Annotated in this window: 1 protein-coding gene; it reads right to left on the reverse strand. The window is 54.6% G+C overall.

The window, feature by feature from the left end; translation table 11 throughout:
- Positions 1–105 precede the first annotated feature (105 nt).
- Entirely contained in the window at positions 106–25,737 is a 25,632-nt protein-coding gene (locus tag QET40_RS07550; protein ID WP_280126558.1) for a hypothetical protein, read from the reverse strand.
- Positions 25,738–26,552 lie beyond the last annotated feature (815 nt).

The following is a 26,552-nucleotide window of genomic DNA, read 5'->3' on the forward strand; positions in this document are numbered from 1 at the left end:
CTTGTTTCAGACTTTATTCAGGTCTTTTCGGATCATTCGCTGTTTTGGACAACGAAGTCGGATACCGCGAATTTTCAAAGTCTGTGTTTCATGGGACGAATCGCTTTAGAATGTATAGATGACTCCGAAGTTTGCCGTGGCATTATTGCTGCTGCTCTTCACTTCGTAGGTTCCACCCATGAAGAATGAGGTATTCTGGTCATAGGGTATCGTTACATCCAATCCGAAGAGACCTCCGTAACGCGACATGTTAGACGGTTTCATGTTGAAGCGCATCGCGGGTTCGCTGATGAAGCTGGCATCGGTATCAGCACCGGTGCTGGCTGCATCGTAAGTAAACATGGCCTTCAAACCGTAGTGGGCATCGGGTGCGTCGTCAAAGAATGACTTGAAGGTTCTGTTGTAGCGAGCACCTGCACCCAGTTTCAGCATCAGGGCGTGTTGTCCTTGTACATTCAAGCCTGCATTGCCGATCGGACCGTGTTCCGTGTAGCCGTCGATCGTGCTGTAGCCTGTCTGGACATCTCCGACAAACTGCAGGACGGAACGTTCCTCAATATCGAAGTCAAAGGCGACTTCGTAGTTGAGATAGACATTGTAGGCCGTCGTATCTCCTTCGGCTTTGTTGCGATAGTTGCCAAAAGCGATGTTGCGGTCTGTTGACAGATCCGTCTGACTTATGCCGGCGAGCGCATAGTGATGCCAGCGGTGTACGTCCTTGGCGAAATAGAGATCCAGATAACCGGTGTTGTTCCTGTTCTTATTGCCCATGCTCGTCCAATCTTCCCAGTCATAGGTAAAGGCTATACCCGAGTGAATCTGGTTCTTGGCCGAGGTCCGTTCGATACCGACCGTTCCTCCCCAGGCATTGCGATTGTAACCGGAACCGTTGCCGTCTCCGTGGAGTTCGGAATGATCTCCGGAGGTGTGCGCCCATACTTGCATGTTCGGAATCTTTGTGTCTGCCTTCCACGCCGTGCTCGCGGAAGCAGTGCGCATAATACGCATGTGGTTGTCCGAACGCGCGATCTGCATCTGCATGAGAGGAGTCAGGCAGACTCCGCCGATCTGGTCAATGGCGTCCTTGATTTCGTCGCGGTTGGTCAGATTATTCAGATTGTCGATTACTTTGTCCATTTCACCACCGGAATTATTGTTTTCAATATATTCGATGACGTTGGAAATGAATGTGTTGTTGTTGACTACGGTATTGTTGATCTGGTTGAGCCCCTTGTAGTTGAGGTTCAGCACCAGGTCCACTCTGTCGTCGTTGCCGTATTCAACCGTCAGGTTATGGTAGTACAGGTCGTGGTCGATCTTGAGGATGCCGTGAGAGACCGTTCCGTCCGTGGTCAAAACCGTCCAGCGCGAACCGTCGTCCAGTGCTTTTTCGTGTTCGTGGCCGGGATCGTCGGTTCGTACCTGGATCGTTGTACCGGTGAGTTCGGCGTCTCCTGCGACGTGGATCAGATCGGCATGGCCGACGTTGGCGAGATCCATATCTACGATGTAGGTGCTGCCGTAGTTCATCTTCAGGTCTCCTCCAATGTTCAGTGTTGAGTAATCGGAACTTCCCTGGGAAGGAATGTGTCCGACTTCAATTGTTGAACCGTGCTGGGCCGTCAGATTGCCCATGATCTCCATGCCATAGTTTGTTCCCGAACCGTACGAACCGGACAGTATCGTATTCTGCTGGAGTTCCACATTGCCGCTGAAGAGGCGGTTGAGAACGAGCCCTCCATTCTTGATGTTGAGGTCGACGGCATGGGGGACGGCGTCCACTGCCTTGTCGTTGGAGGTTTCCGTCGCCTTACTCACATTTTCGTCAACGTCGTTGGGGGTTTCCGGAACATTGGCCGAGGCCAGGATCAGGTCTCCGTCGCCCGTCTTGTCGATTCTGCCTTTGCCCGTCAGTTCGCCGCGCCATTCGGTATCGGCGAGTGTTTCGAGCGTGACGGCGGTAGTTTTGCCTTCCTTGGCGGATTCGGCGATATGGATGTCATTGTTAAAGACGAGCGTACCTTCCGTGTCCTTCGTACCGATGACGATGGCGGAGCTAAGGGACGAATCTTCGGTCCAGGCTGCGATGTCGACCGTGCCGTCACCGAAAGCCTGGGCCTGCTCTCCGACCAGCGTAGCGCCGCCCATGAGGTTCAGGATGCCGTGGAAATCGGTGTTCGACTGTTTCAACGTGACCGTTCCGCGGTTGGTGAGCGTCAGTTTGGAGTCGCCCGCAAGCTTGCCGGCGAGCGTGAAGTTGCGCAGCGGCGAGACATCCAGTGTTCCGTCCGCCAGCACATCGAGTTGACCGAAGAAGTCGACATCGCGCATCACGTTGATGGTACGCTGGTCTTCCGCGTTACCCGTGAGACTCAGTTTGACGTTATCGCCGAACGCAACGTTCGTACCTGCGATCGTCAGATTACCCGATTGCAGATCGAGGTTGCCGTTGACGGTGGCGTTGTCGTTCAGATTGACTTTCGCTGCGCTGCCGCCGATCAGGACATTCATGCCCAGTGCGGCTTCCGTGACGTTGACAGTACCGTTGGCCGTCAGCAGGGAGGTCTCGTCCTTACCATGGAGGTTTGCCTTGTCGCGGATAGAGAGGATCGTGTTTTCGTCAACATTCACGCGATCCATCACATAGTCTGCCGTGCTGCCTGCGACGTCGATCGAACCGTCCTTGAGGTTCAGAGTACCGACCGAGCCGGAACCGGAGAGCGTCAGCTTCGTATCGTTGTCGTTGCCTTGCGTCTTGTTCAATTCGGCGAGATCGAGGTTACCTCCGAAGATCGTGTTGTTGTTGGCGACGACAGTCAGAGAACCTCCGCCGGAAACGTTTTTGTCCATGGCGAGCGAACCGAAACCGTCGCGGTTATTGTCCATGATGAGCGTCGATTCGTGTTCGACGACGAGCGCTCCATTCGTGCCGAGCGCATTGCTGGCGGCAAGAATCAACTGGCCTTGGCCGGACAGGACGACATCGGAGCCGAAGTCCGTATTGCTGCCGGCGATGGTGATGGAGCTGTCTTCATCCACGGTGTCGAGCGTTAGCGTGTGACTCGTTCCCTGCAGGGTGTTGGAACCTGCAATGGTGAGCTTCCCGCCCTTATCGGACTGAAGGGTACCGTCGGCATTGACGAATACCTTGTAGGCCTGGCTCGTGCCACCGATGGTTTGTTCGCCTTCGAAGGTAACTTTCGTCGTGGTGCCACCCGTCCAGCCTTCGGGTTTTGCGTCGAACGAGATGGAGCTCTTCAGGCTTCCTCCTTCTTCGACGGTCAAGTCGCCCGAGGGCGCGAGGGAGACGACGCCCGATTCGAGCGTAGCTCCGTCCTTGATCGTGACGTTGGCGTTTTTCTGGATCGTGGATGTGCCGCCGACCTTGTTCGTTCCTTCGATGGTGAAATCGCCGCCATTGACCGTGAGGTTGCCCGTGATCGAGGCATTGTTCAGGGATAGGTCGGTAAAGATTCCGTTGGCTGTGACGTTACCCTGAATCATGCTATTGTTAATTGCCGCATGTGCCCGGCCTTCGTCGCTGCCCTCGAGCACGAGGCCCGATTCATCGTTGAACTTCAGGTTGACGTTGTCGACGGTGAGGGAGCCGTTTGAATGCACGGTGGCCGAGTCGGCCGTGATCGTTTTGCGATGCAGGACATCTTCGACTTCACCTCCTGCGTGACCGAGAACCAGTTCTCCCTGGTCTTCGGTCGATCCCGTGATTGAAATGTCGCCCAGCGAGCTGTTGGAACCGGTGGCGACGAAGGTAAGATCGCCCTTATCGATTGCCAGATCACCCTTGACCTGCATCGATCCGGTGACCGTGTTGCCGTTGCTTTCGATCTTGAGGTTGCCGTCCGCTTCCAGGCTTCCCTCGACTGAGACGTTGTTCGCCGTGCCGGCGATGGCGATGTCACCGTCGGACGTCACATGGCTGTTGCCCGTCATCGACAGATTACCCGAGATTTTCATGTCTCCCCCGGCATGCAAGGTCGAATTGGTTCCGGTGACATCGGTGACGTCCATGTTATTGCCGGATGCCAGCATGCTGCTATTGCCGAGTGAGATTGTACCCGTCGAGACCACATCCGTATCCTTGCCCTTGTTGACATTGATCATTGCTCCGTTGTCGAGTACGAGCGTTCCGGTGTTCTCAATGTACGTGACATTGGAGGAGTGGAGACCGTCGAGAGTAACGGTCGAGTCTGTACCGGTGGTGATAAAACCGGAGACATTGTCGTTCTGGTGCAGAGTGATGCCGCCTGTATGACCGTCTGTCGCATGCGCCGCGACATTGCCGAAGCTGCTGCCTCCAGGTCCCGTGGTCGTCACGAGACCGTCCGTTACGCTTAGGGAACCGATGGAGTTGGAGTGCGCCAGATTCAGACTGCCGGTGACGTTCAATTCGTCGAGGCGGATTTCGCCGTACCAGTTGAGCGGAGTATCGGATTTCGTGACGTCGAGGTTGACGATGCTCCGGGTGCCTTCGGAAGAAGCGGCGAGCATATCCTTGTGCTGGTCGGCGGCGGCTTCCATGTAGAGGGTTCCCGCCGTGCGCAGGGAGCCGGAGATGCCGAGGGCATCCGACTGGTTCAGGATGAGCGAAATGCCGTCTGCCGCGTAGATGTCGCCGGAGTGCGTACCCGTGGCGTCGAAGACGAGCGTTCCCTTGGCTCCGCCGGTCGAATTGTCGATGAATCTCAGGTCGCCCATGCCCGATAATCCCATACCGATGAGCTTGTCGTTCATGCTGTCGGCGAGGCCTCCCATGATCGTCATCGTCAGACCGTTGAGGTTGATCGTACCCATGCCACCCATATTCAGGGCATGCACCTTGAGATCGTTGTCCATTCCGTTCCAGTCGCTGTTGAGAACGATCATGGCTTCATGAACGGTCGTTCCCTGCAGCATGACGTTGCCGTGCAGCACGCCGCCGTTGTAGGTGAATGTACCATGCGAAACGATTAGATCCTTCGTGATCGAGCCCGATGCGTTCAGGATGGCGTCGCCGTTTTCCATTAGCCAGAGGGTACCGTCGAGTTTGGGGGTACCGCCTTCCGTGGTGCCGATCACGATATGGCCGTGTTCCTGCACGATGGCATTGTCTACGGTCAGCGTGCCGGTCTTGTCGTTCATTTCGACGTTGCCGCTGATATAGGCGTTCTTGGCGAAGTTGTCGCCCAGCAGGTTCAGTCTGCCGTTCGAAACCATCAGATTGCCGTCAATGTACGACGAATCCATCGTCAGTTCGTTGGCAGTCCCGCCGGCGGCCAGTTCGACTTGGCAGGAACCGCCGCTTGCCGCCGTCAGGAAGACGTGGTCGAGCGTCAGTTTGTTAGCCGTGTCCGGCTGGTTGATGAGCGTCAGAGAACCCGTGTAGCCGGTTCCGTTAAACGTCGAGGAGTCATCGAAGACGATCGTTGCGTTCTTGTCGCCGATCAGCGAAACGTTGCCGCCGTCGCGTACTGTCATGTTGCCGAGGTTGTTGAAGGAGGCAACGACGCCAGCTGCTGCATGACCGCCGAGAGCATTATTTATGCTTTTCGTTTCGAGAACCAGCGAACCGCTTACGGTACTCGTTCCCTTGACGTCGAGGGTGATGTTATGGCCTTGAAGCGTAGTGCCTTGGTCGATAGTCAGCGTGCCGCCGATGGTCAGTCTGGACAAGCTGCTATCCCGTCCGTAGACATCCAACGTATTCTGGGTGTCACTCGCATTCTGGGCAAGGTGCACGTTGCCCGTGACCGTTGTCTTGTCGGTCAGACTTAGCGTGTTGCTGCCGAGGATATCGAGGTGACCGTTGAGAACGCTGTTGTTACTGAACGAGAGGAGGCCTCCGTCGAGCAACAGGCTGCCGCTGCCTCCGTCGAGCGTCAGATGGACGTTGTCAAGAGTCAGGGTGCCGTAGGAACCCGTACCGTTGTTGGTGGCGATATTGACGGAAAATGCGTTGATCGTGCGATGTGCTTCGTCGCTGCCGGCGAGCTTCACCTTGCCTCCTTCCAGGGAGACGACGCCGAGCGACGACAGGGTATTGCCCTGTACCTTGATCGACAGGTCGCCGCCGGATACCGAGAGACCCGTTCCGGCAATCACGTTGCCGGAGATGTCCGTCGTGCCATCCGTGACAGTGATGGAGTCCGCGGCAACACTGCCGGAAATACTGTTCGTACCGGCTGTGATGAGAAGCGTGTCGGAAACGGTAACCGAGTTGGAGCCGATCGACAGGTTGAGGTTGCCGTCCTTGCCGACCATCATGTTCCTGGCTGTCAGGGACGAAGAAACGTTCCCGTCCATAGCGGCAAGGTCGCCGTTGATCGTCATTAAGCCGTTTGTTTCAATGGAACCGTTGGTCAACCGGGTGTTGGCGACTTCCATATCCGTTACCACAGTTAGTGAGCTGTTGCCCGTAATTTCCAGAAGCCCCGTCGAGGTGAAGCTCTTGGAGACCGAGATTGCCGTGTGGTCGTCCAGCGTCAATGTACCGTTGTTGACGACATTGGTGGTGGTGATGCCGGAATTCATCTGGGAGAGTTTAGCCTGGTGGCCATTCTCAATGACCAGGCTGCCACTGATCGAGCCTTTCGTGAACGAGGCATTGCCGCCGTTCAGGGTGACATCTCCGAAGGAGTTGCCGCCGACGCTACTGAACTCGCCGCTTGCAACCGTCAGAGACCCAATGTCGGAACGATAGTCCCCAAGCTTCAGGTGACCGTTTTGGACCGTCAGGGAATCAAGGAGGATCTGGGCGTTCCAGAATGTGGAGTCGTCCTGAATGTCCATGGCGACATTGTGGCCCTGAAGGTTTTTACCCTGGTCTCCCTTGACGATGAGAGTGACAGTATCTTCGGTAAACTTGCCTGGCATGCCGATGAAGAGCGTGCCTTCGGAACCGAGAGCGTTGTCCGTCAGCAACGACAGGGACCCTGTCGAACCGTAGTAGATCGTGCCCGTATGGTTGCTGTTCCCGGTGAAGCTCAGGTTGCCTCCGCCCTTCACGCGCAGTTCGCCCGAACCGCTCAGGATGCCGTCGATCGTCGTCGTCGTGCCTGCTTCGAGGTCAATCGTGCCCGCACCGTTCATGATGACCGCGTTGCCGAAGTTCCAGTCGTTCTTGATCGTCAGCAGGGCGTTGTCGGCCGAGACTCCGTTGAACGTCAAATTGCCTCCGATGGGAGTTTCGTCCGTGCTGTTGAGGATGGCTTCTCCGCCGATGATCGTCACGTTGCCCGTGACGTTGGCGTTGTTGTCGGAGCCAAGGACAAGCATCGCTCCCGTGCCGTCGAGCAGCACGGAACTGTCGAGCGTGCCGTTGACATCAAGTCGGCCCTCGGGCTTGACGACCGTTTCCCGGACCTTCAGCGAAGCGCCGTCGGAAATGGTGACCTGGGCCTTGCCGCTGATGGTGGCCGTATCGGCAGTGTTCGTTCCTGTGATGGTGAATTTACCGCCGGAGACGTCCAGAAGGCCGTCGATTGCGGAAGATGCCATGTTGAACGTGTTGTTGTTGCCGGCGACAACGACATCGCCCTTCACATTCACCTGCGTCAGATCGAGGTGGTTGTAGTCTTCGGAGAGCGTGATGTTTCCTTTGAACGTCAGGTTCTCGAGAATTGCGCTGGTCCAGGCATCGTCTTCGCTCTTCGCGCCGCTGGCGAGAAGAAGATTGCCGCTGAGCGTGTCGGACTGATCGTTGCCCTTCGCGGTGAAGTGACCTCTGGCATTCAAGGTCGTCTGCCCGATGGAGCCGAAGTCGTGCGGAGTGCCGGTGTCGTTCAAGAAATTCAGAGAACCGTTGACGACATTGATCGTCCGGGTGTTCAGCGATCCCATGATGGAGACGGATGCGTTCGTTCCTTCTTCTTCTCCGATGCTCAGGGTTCCGGCTGCCAGCGTTGTCGGCGATTGGATCATCAGGCTGCTTTGGTCTGAAATGTCGGCGTCTCCCTGTACGTTGAGACCGCCGCTGCCTTGAAGCTCAAGATTGTCGTTGACCATCAGGCTTCCGGTAATCGTTGTCGGATCCGTTGTCCGAATAAGCTGGTTACCCATGGTTATGACATTACCCGCAATCGTCGCTGTGTTGAAGCTGGCGCGTTCTGGCTGTTCGTTGTTGCCTCCGTACAGAAGAAGTGTTCCCTTGCCTCCGGCGAGTGAGAGAATGGCGTTCTCGAGTGACAAGAAGCCGGCTCCAGTTACCGTAATGTCGTTTGCTTCAATTGTCCGAATCGTCTGTCCGCCATTCAGAGAGAGCGTACCGTCGACTGTCACTTTTCCCAAATTGCTGGTTTTTGAGCCGGAAGCCGTTAGCGTCAACGAACTGTCTTTGTTGATCTCAATATTTTGGGCTTCCAGAGAACCCGTGATTGTGGCTTCGCTCCCTGTTTCCAGCGAGAACAGCCCCGTGAGCAACACGGAATTGACCCCGGTGGAGAAGTCCAGACTGGCGTTTTGGTTTAGAACCATCTGATTGGCCTTGATTGAGGAAGCGCTGAGTTCGCTGGCGGATGATTGCACCGCTCCTTTCAGGGTCAGGGTTCCGGTAGAGATCAGCGTCCCGTTGTCGAGGGTGGCATTGTAGAGGTCGAAGTCACTGAGCACATTGAACGAGCTGGCTCCGGAAATCAACAATTGGCTGTCTTGTCCAAACTGATCGGCGCTATCCGTCGTGAGCGCAGTCTTTTCCTGCAGGATGAGCTTCCCGACATTGGAGACGCGCCGGACATCGGCGGTCAGGCCGGTCAGCGTGATGGTGTCGTTTTGGCCGTTCGTCGTCAGGGAAGTAGCGATTTTGTCCTTGCCGCTCAACGAGACGGAGGCTGCCTTGCCCTCACCGTTGACGGTGACTTGCTGGAAGCTGTCGGCACCGGAACTCGTCAGGTTGCCTTCCGAAACAGACAGGAGGTCGATAGAAGAACCTGTACTTCCGAGGACGAGAGAAGAGGAGCCTTTTTTGTCGAGGGAACCGAGTTGGAATACTCCGTGCCAGGTGGCGGCGGAGTGATCGGCCGTATCGACTGTCATCTCCAGGTTCTTGCCGGTTACGTTTTTGTTCTGGTCGGCTGCCGTGACGATGGAAGCATGATCTTCTGTCAGAACCAGGTTGCCGCTTGCTCCCAGTGCATTTTGCGCGTTCAGGGTCAATGTTCCGGCGCTGTAGAAAATGTTGCCGACATATTGGCTGTTCTGGGAAAGCGTCAGGTTGCCCTTGCCTTCCACAGTCAGCGTGCCCGCTCCGGAGAAGGTTCCCAGGAAATTCATGTCGGCTTGCAGATCGAACGTACCGTAGTTCTGTATATCGAGGATGTTACTATTCGTCGTCGTGCTGTCTCGCATGATGTGGACGACGGCTTCGCCGGTGGAAGCGCCGTTCAGAATGACTTTGCCTCCGATCAGGCCGGAGTAGTAATTGAAGTCGCCCTTGGTCACGGTCATGTTGCCTTCCAGACTGGTTGTTGTCGGATTGGAGCTCTTCTCTCCCATCGTGACCGTGCCTCCGTCGATGCGGACGTTGCCGTCCATCTTACCCTCGATGGTGAGCGAAGCGTCGACATTGACGACTGTCGTCGTAGCACGGAACGTTGCTCCCTCGGCGACTACCATGTTAGCGTGTTGCCTCATGGAGATTTCCTTGGCCGTATTGATACCTCCGCTCACATTGAACGTGCCGCCTTCGAGAGTCAGTGTGCCGTTGATATCGGCATCGCTCATCGTTAGCGTATTATCTTTGTTGTCGGCAACGGTGAGGTTGCCGTTCAGGATGGTATTGGTCAGCGTCAGGTTGTTACGTCCCGTGGTCAGGCTGATGTCTCCGGCCAAAATGGCCTTCTTGGCCTCATCGGTACTGGCGCCCGTCACGGTGAGGGTCGAACCCAGGTCGAGTACGGCCGTACCGAGCGTGCCGAAATTATGGGCCAACTCTCCGGTCTTCATCGTGATGGTGCCGCCGTTGAACGTCGTTGTACCCGAAACGCGGATGGCGCTCTCAAGTGTTAGTTCGGAACTGTTGTTTGCGAGGGCCAGGCTGCCGACATTCATCGAACCGGCTCCGTTCAGCGTGAGCGATCCGTCGACGGTGAAGAGTCCCGAGATTGCCATAGTATCCTGAAGGGTAATCGTCTTGTGACCCTCCATCGTCAGGTTGCCGGTGATGCGGCTATTTTCCAGGGTGACTCTTGCTCCCGTTTCGCTGTCATCGCCGACGTGGAGAAGGAGTGTTCCGCTGCCGTCGTTGAGTCTGAGGTTGATGTTATTCAACGAGAACGATGATTCTTTGGCGATCTCCATCGAGAGGGCGTTGACCGTCCGCTGCGACATGCCGTCGGCTGAGATTGAGAGCCCTTTACCCGTGACGTTCACCGTGCCGAGCGAGCTGGATTTTTCGCCGAGTTCCTTCAAGGTCAGCATGCCGCCCTCAAGCGACAGCTTGCCGCCGACGAGCAGGTTGCCGGTGATCGAAGAATCCTTGGATTCTTTTTCCATCGTGAAATCTTGTTTGACGGTGACGATCGTGATTCCTGCGTTCAAAGCGAAGCTGCCTTCGCCGGCAACGGTCAAATTGCCTGCGTTGAGATTCGAGGTGAGGTTGCCCTGATCCGTTACCATGGAACCGTCGATTTCCATTTTGGAAAGACCTTCGAGCGTGGCGTTCTTGAGTGTCGTTTCTCCCAACGTAGTTAACTCGGCGACGCTCAGGTAGCTGGAGTCGATGTTGAGTGTACCTGTCGAAATGAGATCCTTGGAGATTTCGATGTGTGACTGGTTGATCAGATTGAGCGTACCGTTGTTGTACAGCGCCTCCATGATTGTCGTCACACCGTTGAGCGTGATCGTCGACTCCGTGGAAGTCATGACACCCGATACGGTGTCACCCGTGCTCAGCGTGAGAGATCCTTTTTGCGTCAGGTCGATGTTGCCGAAGGAGTTACCTCCGTGGCTACTGTTGAAGATACTGTTGGTGATCGTGAGATGCTTGATGTCGGATCCGGCCGTCATCAGCTCCAGATTGCTCTGGGTACCGTTTTGGTCCGTCAGGCGGAAATCCGTCAGGTTCATGATACCGTTCCAGTGAACCGCTGTGTCGGTGATGCCGGTAATGGCTGTCATCCAGACGACAGGGCTGTTGGAGACGATGTTTTTATTTTGGTCTGCGTGGACATCGACGTAGGCTTTTCCTGCCGTTTCGCCGCTAGGCGGCAACTGGGTCAGAAAGAGCGATCCGCTCTTGCCGAGTGCGTCGGCGGCATCGAGGACGAGGTGGCCCGTACCGCTGAACTCGGTGTTGCCGGAGTGCATGCTCGAAGCGGTAAAGACGAAGTTGCCGTCTCCCGTCATGATGAGCGTTCCTTTGTTCGACAGAGCACCTTTGAGCGTGAGCGTTGCTTCCTGGCTAACATCGATCGTGCCGAAGTTCTGCATGTCGAGAATGTTAGCCATCGAGAATTCCGTGTCGTGCAAGACATGGATGTGGGCATCGTCCGCCGAACTGCCATTCATGATAATCCTGCCGTAGATGGCGCCTTTGTCCAGAGTGAACAGCCCCTTGTTGATGGTGAGACCGCCCGTGATGGCGAATCCACCGTGGGCTTCCGTGCCGTCCCGATCCGAGGCCATTGTGACCTGAACACCCGTACCGTCGAGGATGAGTCCGGCGTCGAGCTGGTCGGAAATGGTCATCTTCACGTTGTCCTGGAGGCGCACGTTATCGGCTTTGAATGTGCCGTCTACGATCCGGAAGACGGCGGAACCGCCGACCGTAGCCGTGCCGACGCGATTGGTTCCTCTGGAGTTGAAGGTACCCCCGGTAAGCGTCAGGTCGCCCGTAATCGTGGCATCCGTCATGTTGATGGCATTATGATCCGCATCGCCCGACATGGCTACATTGCCCGTCAGATTGACGTTCGTCAGTGCGAACAGGTTGCCGTTGCCGTCGAGCGTGACGTCACCCTTGATGATGGCGCGGAGGTCATGCCGGGAACTTTGAATCGTCAGCGTCGAGCCGTTCTCGACGAGCGTCTGGCCCAGGCCGCCGAAGTTGTGACTATCTTCGTCCGTATCCAGTTTTAGGTTCGAATTCGAGATCGAAGTGTTGTTGTCGATGTTCAGATAGCCATTGACGAGGCTTTCATACGGAGTTGTGAGAGACCGGATGTTGAGGGAGGTTGCTGCCATCATCGTATTTTGCTGAACGATGAGGCCCCCCTGGATGGAGACGTTTCCTCCGAGATTGAGAGAACCGTTCCCCGTCAGAGCGAGAATGGCTCCGTCTCCGATACTCATGTTGCCGGTAATCGACGTGAGACCGTTCAGATCGATCTTGTTATGGTCGTCAATATTCAGATTTCCCTGCACGCCGGCATTGGTGAACGTGACGAGCGATGCATAGTTCTGAACGTCGTCTTCCCGATTCCCGATGAGGTTCATGCTGCCCGTGCCGGAATTGAGGACGAGCTGAACTTGATCGAGCTGAAGGTGGCCGCCGTCGCCGATATTCATGGAAATCGCGCTGATACTCTGCGAAGAACCATGGAGATTGAGTTCCGAGGCTGTGCCGGAAATGGTGACGCTACCCAGAGTGCTGCGGTTTTCACCCATCACATTCAGGTCAAGAATGGAACCGCCTGACAGATCGGTTTTACCTCCGACGAGCAATGTCCCGCTTATATCAGCCCGGGCGTTGCTGCTCAACGACAGGTCTTTCGTGATATTGACCGTGTTGCTTCCTATGCCCATGGAGAGTTCCGCTCCGCTTTGTCCGTCGATAGACAGACTGTTGGCGCTGAACGTTGAGAGATGGTTGTTCGCAAGAGTCGTGACTTTGCCTAGCGAGATGTCGAGGAAGGCCCAGAAGATGGCATCCTGCAACTGAATGCACCCCGTCGACGAGAATGTCGATTTGACATCGGGATCATGTCCCGACTCGATATCGTTGTTACCGACCTGGATTTCGGTACCGTTGAGAAGATTGATTGTTCCCGCGTTTGTAATGCCCGTGACGCTTGTGGCCTTCAGACCTCGGAATTCGATTGTCGATTTTTTCCCCGTCGTCAGCGAACCGTTGAGGTTATCGCCTTGGTTCAGGATGATGACGGCATAGTGGTCGGAAGCGTTTTCGTCGGTGGATTCAACCCATTCGTCCAGTGTTTGGGCCGTCAAGTCGCTGAAGGTATTGGTGCCCAGACTGATGAGCCTGCCTTCGACGATGGTGGCCGACCCGAGCGTTGAGCTGTGCTGCGAGAAGGTCAGGTCGTATTGGCCCTTCTTGTACATCGATTTCTGGTAGAAGTTGCCGTCCCAGACGGTATCTCCGATCGTGCACATGTTCGCATTTTCGACAACGGCGTTTTTGGAGTGCGTACCCTGGTAGTACACGAAGGGCTGCTTGTCCTTATCAGGCGAAGTGATCAGAGATTCGTCGATTTGGAAATAGACGGTTCCCGTCTTCCCAAGTACGTCGCTCTCATACATGTAAGAATTGCCGATGGCTGTGTAATAGATGTCTCCCGAGTAGGAACTGGTGTGGTTGTAGACCATGTTCCCCTTGCCGGTAATGTGCAGAGGCCCTTCGCCTGCCAGTGCGCCATCAATGGTGAAGGTAACATCGTGATCGTCCGTGCCGTTGAGTTTGATGGTTCCGTTTGTCGTGGCCGTCACGTTGCCGACATGCCAGTCGTTGTCGACGGACAACGTACGGTTTTCGTACGACATATGGCCGGCGAACATGATGTTGACCAGAGATGTATCTTGTTTGGCTTTCTCATAGGTGAAGGTACCGTTTGCGATGCGCAGATCACCATTGAGAGAGGCCGTATCGGAGTTCAGAGAAGCATTGCCTCCTTCCAGAATGAGGGCGGAATTCAAAGTCCCCTGAATATCCAGATTGCCACCCGTTATCGTCGTGGAGATGCCGGTGGTGAAGGTGGAGTCTGCTTGGATCGTCGTGTCGGCGCCGATCATGGCCTGTTGCTTCACTTCATTGTCACCGGCCAGAGTTAGAACGCCGCCTTCCACCGTCAGAGTACCCGTGATGGTCGTGTCGCCCATGGAGAGTTCGTTCGTCGAGCCGAGGGACGCCACGTCGCCGTCGAGCGTACCGTTGCCGAGATGGAGGAAGTTGTGTGTTGCCTCTCCGTTGCTGGCGAGCGTAATGTTGCTTCTGAGCGTAAAGGATCTGCCGTTTGTGTTGCCGGTGAGGTCGTCGACACCCAGGTAAAGTTGGCCTCCGTTTTTGACGTTCACGTTGCCGAGCGTACCGAAGTCGAATGATCCCGAATCGTCAGGATCGCTTGTTGCCTGGAGGCACATGAGGCCGCGGACGTCTGTCTGTTCCGAGATGAGGAAGCTGGTGTTGATGAAGTGGGCTTGCGTGCTCTGATGAGCGACCGTTACGGTTGCCGTCTGGATATAGCTGTCGTTTATGTTGCTTCTGCCGTTTTCATCAAGGAAGCTGATGGTCCCGTTACGAACAGTAAAGTGCGAATCCTTCATCGTGAATGTACCGGCCAGTATTGCGGAACCGACGAAGGCGATGTCGCTCTTATCGTCAATATTCAGGATCCCATCCTGGGCAAGAGTGAAGGAAGTCGTGCCCGCCTCTTCCATTATTGTATGATGCAAGTCGATCCGGCTGGCTGCCGAGATGCTGATTCCCTGTTCCAGAGTGGTGCCTGTAACCTCAATCTTCCCGTTATTCCTGGCAATCAACATGCCTTCGACCGTATCGTTTGTCAGGGAAACCCTGGGGCCATCAATTTCGAAACCGGCAAGTTCGCTGAGGCCGTCGACGGTAACGTTGCCCGTGAACGTGATACTATGGAAGTTATCCGTCTGGAAAAGACCTTCTGTCACGAGCAGTTCGCCGATGCGGCCCAATCCTTGAATGCTCATCGTGCCCGCTCCCGTTTTGGTGAGCGAGGCGGGCGAACTGCCCGAGTCCGGTCCCATGCCGTTGACGGTCAGGATCGCGTTTCGTCCGACTTCGATATGGGCGTCGGAAATGATGTCGATGGCACTGATGGATGTATTGACCGTATCTTCCGACGAGGGATCGACTCCCTGGACGGTCAGGCGGCGTGTCAGGCCGGAAGCGTCCGAGAAGGTTAGCGTGCCCGCGATTTCAGCGCCGTTTGTGAGCGAGAGCGAGCCGTTCTGGATCGTGACGCCGCCGGAGGTTCTATCACCGTCTGATGTCACGCCCACTCCGACCGTGCCCGATAGAGTCAGCGAAGCTCCGCCTTGAATCCACATGGCGGTGTTCAGATGAACTCCCTCGCCGATTGTTGTCGAACCGCCGGTTAGATACGTGTTTTGAGCGATCAGATAGCTGTCGCTTTCCGGCGCTCCCCGAAGGAGGTTCATGCCGATGTCGCCGCTGAGGTAGAGGTCTCGGAATTCGTTGTGTCGATCAATGTTCAACTGACCTCCGTTCATGGTCACCGTACCCGAGATGACCGCGCTGTTGGAGACGTTCAACGTATCTTTGGTCAGCGTGACATCACCACGAAGTGCCGTATAGGTCAACGAGAGGGAACCGGCGCCTTCCTGCGTGTCGGATACCGAGCCGACGAGGTTGAATAGTTTGTCCGGAGCCACACCGAGGCCTTCCAGCGACATGTCGTGCGTATTGAGCTGGATGTTTCCGAGACTGGAGTTGCCGCTGGAGTTCAGGACGTGGAAGTCGGCTCTGAGTGTCGTGTTGTTGTAGATGTCGAGCGCAGCGTTTTGAATGTTCAGATCTGCATTGATAGCCAGATTGTTGGCCGTGATGGTGTTTTTCTGACCGGAGTTTTCGGAGAGAAGTTCCGACTTGTGGTTGAAAATGACGGAATCGGTCGCCTGAAGGGTAACACCGGACAAGGTGAACGGGGTATTGCCGGCGCTTCCTTCAAAAGTCAGCAATCCCTGGGTGCTGAGGGTTGAATTGACGAGTTCGAATGCTCCGGAACCGTTGTATGTCAGGCTGCCCTGGCTGGTGAGGAGAGAGTCGTGAATACTGATCTTTCCTGAGCCACCGAGCGTCAGGTTGCCCTGGGCTTGCAACGACGAGAGGTTGTCAAACGACAGATTGATCGTGCCGTCTAACGTCGCTTCTCCATTGACGGACATGGTCGAACTATCCATTGACAAATTGCCCGTGGACAACTCAACGCTGGAATTTGTGAGGATCTTCGATTGATTTTGAATGGTGATCTTCGAATCTTCCCCCGACATCGCCATGGTGCTGAGTTTCGTCGTCTGGACGACATTGTCGAAAATGAGTTCGCCTTTGGCGACGGAAGCCAATCCCGAAATGTAGGAGACCTGATTGAGGACGAGTGTACCATCCTGAACGGATATGCCGTTGAGGCGTGTTGAGTAACCGTTGGCTATACGGTTGAGCTGAATGACGCCGGAACCGTCTTTCACGAGGGAGCCGGAGTTGAGGATGGTACCCGTAAAGTTGACAGGTTGCCCCACGGTGCCGCTGTCGGCAAGAATGTGCAGGATGCCCGTCTGGTCGGTCATCGTGATGTTCTTCGCATGCTCCGTCGTGCCCGTGACAACCAGGGTACGTTCGCCCGTAGCGGTCAGGGTACCCGTTGTGCCGAGTGCATCGTTTTGTTGAAGCTCAATGATCGAACCCTGCCAGTCGATGTTGCCGGCGAAATTACTGTTTTCTTCGGTCAGGATCATCCTGGCATCCGTTGCGCTTTCCGTCAGCGTCAATTGGCGGTTGCCGGTCAGGGTGCCGACGGACAGCGCCGACCGGATGTTGACCGTTGCGTTGGCATCCATGGCGATGTTGAGATTGAGAGAGCTCAGATCGCAGATCACGTCCATCAGGCGGCTGGACGAACTGCCCGACATTGTAACGGTACCGCCGAAAGTCTTGATGTTATTGAGTGTTAGTGTTCCCGAGTGAAGGGTAATATTGGCGTTGAACTCCGCACCCTGTACATCCGGAGAGGTGTCGCCGATTTCGAGTTCTCCTTCGCTGGTGACGTTGCTCCAGGGCCTTCCTGTGGCCTGTTGGGCGGTAAATTGGCCCGTGACAACTGTTTTGGAGTCGGCCAGCAACTGCATGTCGCCGGTGATAGTTGTGTCGTTGAGGCTGAGCAGGCTGATGCTCTTGTTCGTGAGGGTGCCTTCGATGGCCACTTGGTCTAACGTTGCGGTAACGGAGTCGTTGAGCGTGATGCTGCTTTGGACCTTTGCGTTGTCAGACATGAAGAAGAGGGCATTTCCCGACAGCAACAGGCCGCCTGTTGCCGAAAGAGTAGTCCTGTTTTCTTGTAGACTCAGGGTTCCGCCGTTCTGGGAGAAGGAACCGGCGATGTCGAGAATCGAACTGCCTTCCAGAAGTATCGCCGATGAGGAAGCCGAAAGATCGCCCGTGTTCGTGATCGTGGAACCCGATTCCAGTGTCAGATGGCCCGTTCCGATCGCTATGCCCGAGGTGGCGAGGAGGCCATTCCTGATGATTAGCGAGGAATCGCCTTCGACGGCAAGTTTGCCCATGCTGCCGAATTTGATGGACTCGTCTGTTCCGCCGTCCAACGTGATCTGGTGGCCCGAGGTGATTTGCGTATTGGTAATGGAGAAGGAACTGGATTGACCGAATACTGTCTGCTCGTTCTGTGTTTGCCAGATGAGCGTATCGGCTGTGAGACGGAGATTGTCGAGCTGGTGATTCTCAGTACCCACCGTGCCCGTGAAGGCGATCCGGTGCGAAAGAGCGTTGATCTCCACCGTGTCGAATTTTGTCCACGTTCCTCCGAGGGTAATGTCGCCGCTGCCCGCCGTGATTTGGACATTGGTCAGATTGACTTTGTCGCTTTCTTGTGTGCCGCTAATGATGATTCCCGTCTGGGCGTCCAGTTTGGCATAATCAAGGTTGACGGAAGATCCCTGAAGCGTCAACAGCCCCATCTGGGATATCAGGTCTGCATGAACAATGGAAATTTGACCGCTGTCGACGGAGAGACCGTTGGTCGTGCTTAGGAAGGAGTGGTTGTCATGGTTCCCCTGGATGGTCAAATTACCGTGGATGGTGACGTCGTCCGAAGAGATTTTCGAATTGGTAAGGACGACGGAAGCGGCATGTTGTGAATCGGTGAAATCGGCCGTTCTGAGTGTCGTGCCGGAGCCCGAAGAGATGTTGTTGATGGTCAGCGTCGTGCCGGAGGCAAGCTGGGTGTGACCGAAGGAACAGGAGCCTCCCGTTAGCGTGCCGGTTCCATTGACCGTCAAGTTCGCGTTGAGTTCGAGTTTTTGGAGCAGAAGGCTGGAAGGCTGGTTGAGCGTGGCGGCGGCGTTGACTTTCCAGGTATAGGCGGTGATGGCCGAGTCCTTGCCCAGAACCATGTTTGCCGAGTTGGTGAACTCGCTGCCGTTGGAAATCGCCTTCACGGTCAACTGGCCGGTCAGGCCGAGATTGACGGCTTTTTCGAAGGTGATATTGCCGTTCCGGGCTTCGATTGTTCCGTTGAAATTACCGTCTCCGATAGCTTCCGTGACGTCGAGATCTCCGCTCGTCAAGGTCATCTTGCCGCCGGTGTGCATCGTAAGTTTTTCGATCGTGACGTTGCCCTGGTTCACTTCCATAAGAGAGGCGTCATCAATCTTCAGGTTGGCGAGGCGCGACATGTTGCCGACCGTCAGCTTACTTCCTTTGGCAAGGGAAAGGGTTCCTGCCTTCTCTCCTGTTTTCAAACCGGTGTCCATATTGGAAATGGAGACCTGCGCTCCTCCGCTCAGATTGAGCGTACCCGCGTTCATCGTCAGGTTGTCAAGCTGGTGGCTCGTGCCCCCATTCAACGTGAGAGTGATGTTCCCGTTGTTGAAAATGGTCTGGCCGCCGACTGCCGCTGTGATAATGGCGCCGCCGTCGACAATGGTCGCGTTGCTATTGACAAGCCATTTTTTCGCGCTGATGGACGAACTTCTGCCGAGTTCGAGGACTGCGTTGTTCGTGAACGTATCGCTCGCCAGGATGACATTGTTGACGTTGCCTGTGCCCGTGATGGCCGTGTTGAAGGTGATGTCTCCTTGCAGGGAATAGTTGCCCTGGCCCGATGTCAGCACGTTGTTGCTGAACGATTTGATAAGAAGCGTGCCGGCCAGTTCGATGGAGTCGTACGACGAGAATGCGTTGTTTTCGAACGCGAGTTTTTGATGGGCCTCATTCTCCAGGCCGCGTATGGTCAGCGCGGCTGCAGTATCCGTGTCGACGCCTTTGACCGATGTGAAAATGTTGCCGGAAATGGTTCCGCCGAAGTCGAGCGTGATGTCCGCCGCCTTTTGTGCCGTCAGTTCGTTGTTGTTGAAGGCAAGTCCTTTCTTGCTATCGTAACCGGTGAAGGTCAATGTGCCGTATTGCGACGTGAAGGTGTTTTTCCTGGCATCCGCTCCGCCGACCGTACCCGTCGTGAACTCGAGATTGATCTTCATGTCCTTGTAGGACGAGAGCGTGTTGCCGAAGAATTCGGCATCGTCGAACGTGAACGTGTTGTCCTGCCAGCCGACGGATTTGGCAATGCCCGTGATGTCCATTCCGCCGGTCGTGGTGGCGAGCGTGGAATTCTGCATGACGAAGAAGCCTCCCTTGTTCTTGAGGGGATCCTCCTTGCCTTCTTCCGGGGCGGGGGGACGCGTGGCCGTAATGTCGCCCGTCATGGTGACGGAACTGTCCTTGATGAACAAGCGGCCTTGGGGCGAGGTGAACGTCCCCTTCATCTCGATCCTGCTGTTGTCGGTGATGTACAGGTTGCCTTCGTTGACGATATTGCCCGTATGGTTTGCCATCGACTGCATATTCGACAGATCGACGGAGCCGAACGTATCGTTGACGCCTCCCGAGGCGATGTAGCCGGAGTTGATATTGCCGAACAACTCGCCATTGGAGATTTTGATGTCGCCTTTGGCGACGGCATGAGTATCGGGATTGGTTTCTCTCGCGGCGGCATTCAGGTTGCCGTATTCGCCGTTCGAGGCCAGGAACAGGCCGTAGCCGGAGGAGGTCACGTTGTTGTAGTGGCTGCCGTTGCCAAGAGCGTTCTTGTCGATGACGTGACCGCTTCTGACATAGAGGCTGTCGATCGTCACGGCGGCAGCCGTCATGTCGAGTTCCGCCTGGCCCGTTTTGTCCAGCCTGTCGCCGGTGATCTTGCCCGTCAGCGTGAGATTGGTATTCGTCGTGATGTTCAGGTTATTGTCCGTTTGGGTCTTGAGGAATTCAATGTCCTTGTTCAAGACGATCGTCTCCGTGCCGGTGGGCCTTTGGCTGATCAGATTGAGCATCGAATTGTTTGTGGACAGAATGGTCAGCGTTCCCGTCGTGCCGATGGACTGGCTGTCGCCGAGATAGATGTCGCCCGCCTGCCACAGGATGTCTCCCGTATAATCCTTGTCGCCTCCCGTCAACTTATGGTTGAAAACTTTATTGCCGCCTCCCGTCAGGGTCAGGTCGGCGTCGCCGCGCAATTTGCCCGCTACCGTCAACGTATTGCCGGGAGCGACGTAAATCGTGCCGTCGGCCAGCATGATGATATCGTTCGCTCTCGCGTCGGTACTGACTGACAGGGTACGCTGGATTTTGCTTTCCAGGCTTGAGCTGTCTTCGAAGTAGATGGTGCCCGACGCGGCTTCGCCCTTGACGTTGACGAGATTCAAGACGCCGTAGCGCAACCGCACATCGCCGTTAAGATGAGCTTGAGCCCCCCCTGCGCCCGAGGTGCCCAAAGTGACGGACGCGCCGTTTTCGACGATGAAAATGGTGGTGCTTCCGTCTTCCGGCAGATCTTTTTCGATCAAATGGGTACCTCCGTTCCACCGGACGCCGGCCATATTGAAATACGTCATGGCTATATCGACGGTGGGAGAGGATTCGCTGATGTCGACAAAGCCCAGGACTTGGACTTTATTTGAAGTATTCCCTGTGATATTCAGCCCCTTCAGATTGACGTCGCCCTTGACGGTGCCTCCGTCCGTCACGTCGAGATTGATGGAGTAGTTGCCACTCGTACTGGTTCCTTCCGCCGACAGGTTGCCGGTGATTGTGGCGCCGCCGAGCATCAGGGTGCTGTTATCCTGCAGATCGATGTTGCCCTGCCAGATGACGCCGGAATCGAGCGTCAGGTAACCGTTGTTGTGCAGTGTCGTTGTGGCGAGACGGTCGCCATGAGTGCCGAATTCCCACCAGGGAGTAGTATGACCGGTTATGGAAGCCTTGACGGTCACGGACGCGTTGGAGATATCCATGCCGTTCATCATCAAGGTCTGTCCCGTATCGGTATAACTGGTCTGGGATATGTTGACTATGTTGTCTACGGCCTTTTCTCCCGAACCCGAAATATTGACGAAACCGAGGTCGCCTGTAATGTCGGTGAGTGTGACGGAGTCGGCGTCTTTGCCGTTTGCGGAAATTTTAGTCGTCTGGCCGACCGTCAACGTGGACTTCGAGATCGATGTGTGCTGGTTCAGGTCGAGAACATCCGCCTTCAAATCGCCGCCTGTGACTTCTGCCTGGGCCGTGGCTATTTTGAGTGTTCCCGTGGCGTTGAGGATGCCGCCCGTCATCGTAAGCCCGGTATCGGGTGCTGCCGAAGTGATGTTGATGTCCTTCCGGGAAAAGACGGTGCCGTCCGTCATCTTCGTGGTGCCGTTGAAGGTGATGGAACCCGTGGATTCGATATTCGAGGCGGAGGCGATGAAGGTCTCGTTGTCGACTCGCAGTCCGCCGTTGCCGATGATGAAGTTGGCCTGACCGTTGCCGACGCCGTGCATCGCCAGTTTCCACGCGCGCGCTTCGGCGTTGTTCGTGTCACTCTGCGCGCTGACGGTGACGTTGTCGCCGTGAATGAACAAAGTTCCCTGACTGGGATTGGAGGCATTGTCGAAAACGTAAATGTTCGTGGCATTGACTTGGATGTTGTCTCCGGCGACGATCATGTCATGATGAGTGCTGATCGTACCGCCTGCCGTGACGATTAGATTTCCAGCCGGTTGTGCGTCGTTGCGGATTTCGATGTTGTCGTCGAGTACGGTGATGTCGGAGGAGGCTGTGACCGTGCTGCCGTCGAGGACGACCAGTTTTCCCTTGCTGACCGTCAGACTTCCGCTCCCGGCGATGAGTCTTCCCCGGTTGCGGACGAGAGCGGCAACGTTATCGAAAGTCGTTTCTTGTACCTGACCGACTCCGTCGGGATTATTTGAATCGTAATCCCCATGAAACGTCCATTTGACACCGTTAATGTGTTCCGCGCCATTCACGGTAATTTGTTTTCCGGAGGTGATCCATGCGGCGTCGAGGTTGGCATAGCCTCCGATTTTGATCCCGTCGTCGCTGAAGGTTCTTTGACCACCCTCCATCTTGCCGCCTGTATGACCGATTACATTTCCGCCAATGACGATGTCGTTCGTCGCGAAAATGGAATTGCCTCCTTCGGGCGCAGCAAAAAAATCGACATTGCCGCCGACGGAAATTTTCGATTTGTCGTTCTCGGTTCCGTTATGGCTTTGGGCCGTCAGGGAACTGTCCTTGTTGACCGTCAAATCGCCCTTGATGGTGATGGCTTCGGTATAGGTGCCGCCGTCTTTGGTACCGGCCGCCTGTACATGGGCTGCGTTGGTGTCGTCACCGAGCGTGAGGCCTCCGTTGGAGAGATGCAGCCATCCCCAGGCGGTGACGTCGGTGCTTGCCAGCACCAGAGAATCTGTTGCCGAAGAACCTGTTTGTTTCAGGAGTATGTTGCCGTAGGAGGTCAGGACGTTGTTGGTTCCGGAGACGGACAAGAAGTCGATCGAGAGATCGGCCTGACCGGGGATGTAGTTCTGATAGCCCAGAGGCTTGTCGGCATCCGAACCGTTGAAGAAGTAGTTTTCCTTGAAAGATTCCAGCGTCGAACCGTTCTTCAGGGTCACATTATTGGCCGTGATGCCCGAATACGTTGTGAAGGTCGAGCCGTCGAGGTCAATGTTATTGAAGGTGAGATCGGCCGGAGCGGGATGGGTTTCCCCTTCTTCTTCAGTGTAGATTCTCTTGTCGGTGAGAGTCAGATCTGTGTAGAGCAGGGAAAGATCGCCTAACTGGGGGTTGTTTGTCTTCAGCGTGTGGGCGACGATGGTAACGTTGTGCTGATTTGAACCTGTGGTTGTGAGCGTACCGCCGAGGGTAAGTGTACCGTTCGCGGCGGAGAGGACGCTTCCTGCTCCAAGTGTGGTATCGCTCGTGATTGTGATGTCGCCGCCTTGTTCAATAACGGTATCCGGCCCCTCATAGACGTCTCCCGAACGAAGGATGGCGTCGGCGCCCAGTGCTACCGTACCGTTAATCACGATGTCTCCCGTATTGGATAGAATTGTCCCATTGTTCTGCAAATCACCGTTGATGGTGATGGCCTTGTCGGCATGAACTTCGCCCTTGTTCCGGATGTCGAGTGCACCGGTGGTGATAGCCCCCTTGTCAGCAGTCTGACTTGTCGCAATGAGAGACGCATTGTCGCCCGTCAGAGTAGTGGCGCCCGTAACCTGGATGTTGCCTTGGGCTGAGGACACTATACCTTGAGTCTCAAGTGTCCCCGTGACGGTGATATCGCCTCCTGCGGTTGCTGCCTGGTGGAGTTTCTTGGTGTCGTTGCTTCCTATTCCCAGCGATAGATCGCCATAAACGGTGAGGGACTTGCTGGATTGAATGGAGCCGTTTCCGATGAGTGTAGTAGAAGAATTATCATCCAAACCCAGTTGGACGATATTATTTTGGCCCGAAATGAGGCCGCTGCCCTCTACGTTACCAAACACTTTGAGGGGGCCGCTGGAACTGATCTCGCCGTCGTTGTGTAGTGTTCCTGTGATGTTGACGGTGCCTCCGTAGACGGAACTGTTTGCTCCAATGGTTACGGTTACCTTGGCATCGTTTGGAACTTGAAGTTGACCTACTTTCAATGTAGCCCCATCCAGAAGCGTCAAAGAAGCGAAATTCCCTAAGTTCCCCGAGAGCTGCAGCTTTGTTCCAGTCAATTGAAGGACGGATGTAGCTGTCGTTCCTAACGTGTTTGCCGTGATCGAACCCTTCCCGAGTGTCCAGTCGGCGAGGCTGAGCTGACCGGAGAGGTTGATCTTTGTGTCCGCGTCGGTGGTCAGCGTACCGTTGGAAATAGTGAGGGAACCTGCTTCAACGGTACCTGTGATGCTAGATGGACCGTTGGTAACGGTGATAGCGCGGTTGGGGGACTTGAGCGTGCCGGCGACGGTTATGCCGTTGACAATGGCGAGATCGGATTGAGTCGAGAAGGTACTGTTTGATTCGATTGCGAGCGAAAGAAGATCCATGGAGTCAATACCCGATAGGGTCAGACTTGTGCCGTTGAGAATGAGGGCGGAGGTATTATTTGTCGTCAGCGATTTTGCTATAATCGTACCTTGGCCGAGCGTCCATGAATTGGCACTGAGGCTTTCTGTAAGGCCGATGGTCGTGTCCGAACCGGTTGTCAAATCTCCGTTCAGGGTCAGGCTGTTGCCCCAGATTTTGCCCAAAATGCTGGCGTCACCGGAGACAATGATGTTGTGTCCTTTGGCTCCCGTCTGTGTCCCTCTTGCATCCCAGGTGCTGCCTGATGCAATCGACAGGTCGCCGTTGATCGTGATAGTCTGGGGGAGCGATGGCGTTGCATTCGTATTGAGCCAACCTTGGCTGGAGATGGAGAGAGAACCCCATGTGAGATTTTCGTATGATCCCGTAAGGGTTAGCTTCGTGCCTGCGAGTACGAGCGTGGATACTCCATCGGCTGAAAGGGATTTCGCCGTAATCGTACCCGCCCCGAGTGTCCAGTCGGCGAGGCTGAGTTGGCCGGTGAGATTGATCTTTGTATTTGTGCCGGTGGTCAGCGTACCGTTGGAAATAGTGAGGGAACCTGCTTCAACGGTACCTGTGATGCTAGATGGACCGTTGGCAACGGTGATCGTGTGATCTTGATCCGTCAGTGTGCCGGAGACTGTGAAAGCATTGGCGACGTCCAGGTCGGCGGCATAACTCAGGGAACTGCCTTTGTCTATCGTAAGCGAGTCCAGGGAAACAGCTTCGTTACCGGTGAGAATCAGGGTCGTGGATTGAGTTAACTTCAGGTCGGCGCTACCCTCTCCTCCGTTGAAGGAAGAAGCCGTAATCGTACCTCCGGAAGCGAGGCCCCAGAAGCTTGTCGTCAACATGCCCGACAAATTGATTCTGTTAATGGTGCCCAGTGAGCCTGCTCTTAAATTCTTGGCGCTCAGAGTACCGCTGGCTTGGGTCAACGTGCCTCCGACGACAGCATCCCCCAAAATTGTCGTATTCCCCGTAGCCGTTAGATTTCCACTTGTCTCAATGCCATCCGTGAAAGTGACTTCTGTACCCGTGTCCTTAATGCTGACGGATGTCCATGTTGATCCTGCGGTGGTAATTATCCATTCGAGATTACTGTCCAGGAGAAATTCTCCATAATTTTGTTTTTCGACGAATTCGACGGTCTGCTGTCCTTGTCGGGGTGTGTCGTTGGATGGATTGACGTTTCCGAAGGACGTGTTGTCACCAGGTTGAAGATTGGTTGGCGAACCCGTAAATGCATCCCCTTGCCACCATTTCTGGATGAACGTAGGCGGGTTGTCCGGATTCGTGTATTCTCCATACCATGTCAGGGTGGCGGAATAGGCGGTGACGGAAGCCCCTGCGCTCATACACGCGAGAAGGACTGCTCGGAGGGAAAGGGGCAAACGGATTTTCATAAGTTACAAAATGTTTTTTTCACAAGAACGGATTTAGAATCCGTTATTGCTTACTGGCATTTCTTATAAAAAATAACAATTTATAGATACGCATAACGTGCATATAATAAGCTTATTACAATTTAATAAACACGCGTTTATTATTTCATGTTAAATATATGAATTCAAGAAAACAGATTCTGAGATGGAACAGAGGAATTCCATGTCTCTTTCCTGAAAAATTCTATAACATCCATTAAATAAACATCTTTTATCATCATGTATATGGCTTGAAATAATCTTGACAACGGATTCTAAATCCGCTATGCGATCTTTGAATCTTATATCATTCGCAATAGATTATATGGAGACATTTCTGGGTTATTATACAGATGAAAATACTTAAATAATAATTAATGAATTAAATAATCTGCATGAAGTTTATATAACAATATATCGATGATGTGTTATTAGTGGTTTGTTGGTATTTGTAACAATAAAAAACACAATCGTCTACATAGTATTTATTCCAATTCGAAGATTTTACAAATTTCCCGGTCTTTATAAAAATTTGATCCTGATTGATGCCAATAATTACAAAAATGTATAATTAAAGTCTTTTTCTCGTGCTTGATGTTGAAAATTTGGCTTTGAATACCAAGATTTCGTAAATCGGTTGCGAACGTTCTCCTTTTTATCTGGAGCGGAGATGAACCCTGTACGAGAGGGGGGGATGCGGATCCGTCAAATCGGGGGGCTCTCCTGACGGGGTTTTGAATGGTTCGCTTCAGGAAAAATGTATAGGCATCAAACCTGGGAACGCGTTTCGAGCTAAG

The organism is Akkermansia sp. N21169 (assembly GCF_029854675.1).
Lineage (GTDB): Bacteria > Verrucomicrobiota > Verrucomicrobiia > Verrucomicrobiales > Akkermansiaceae > Akkermansia.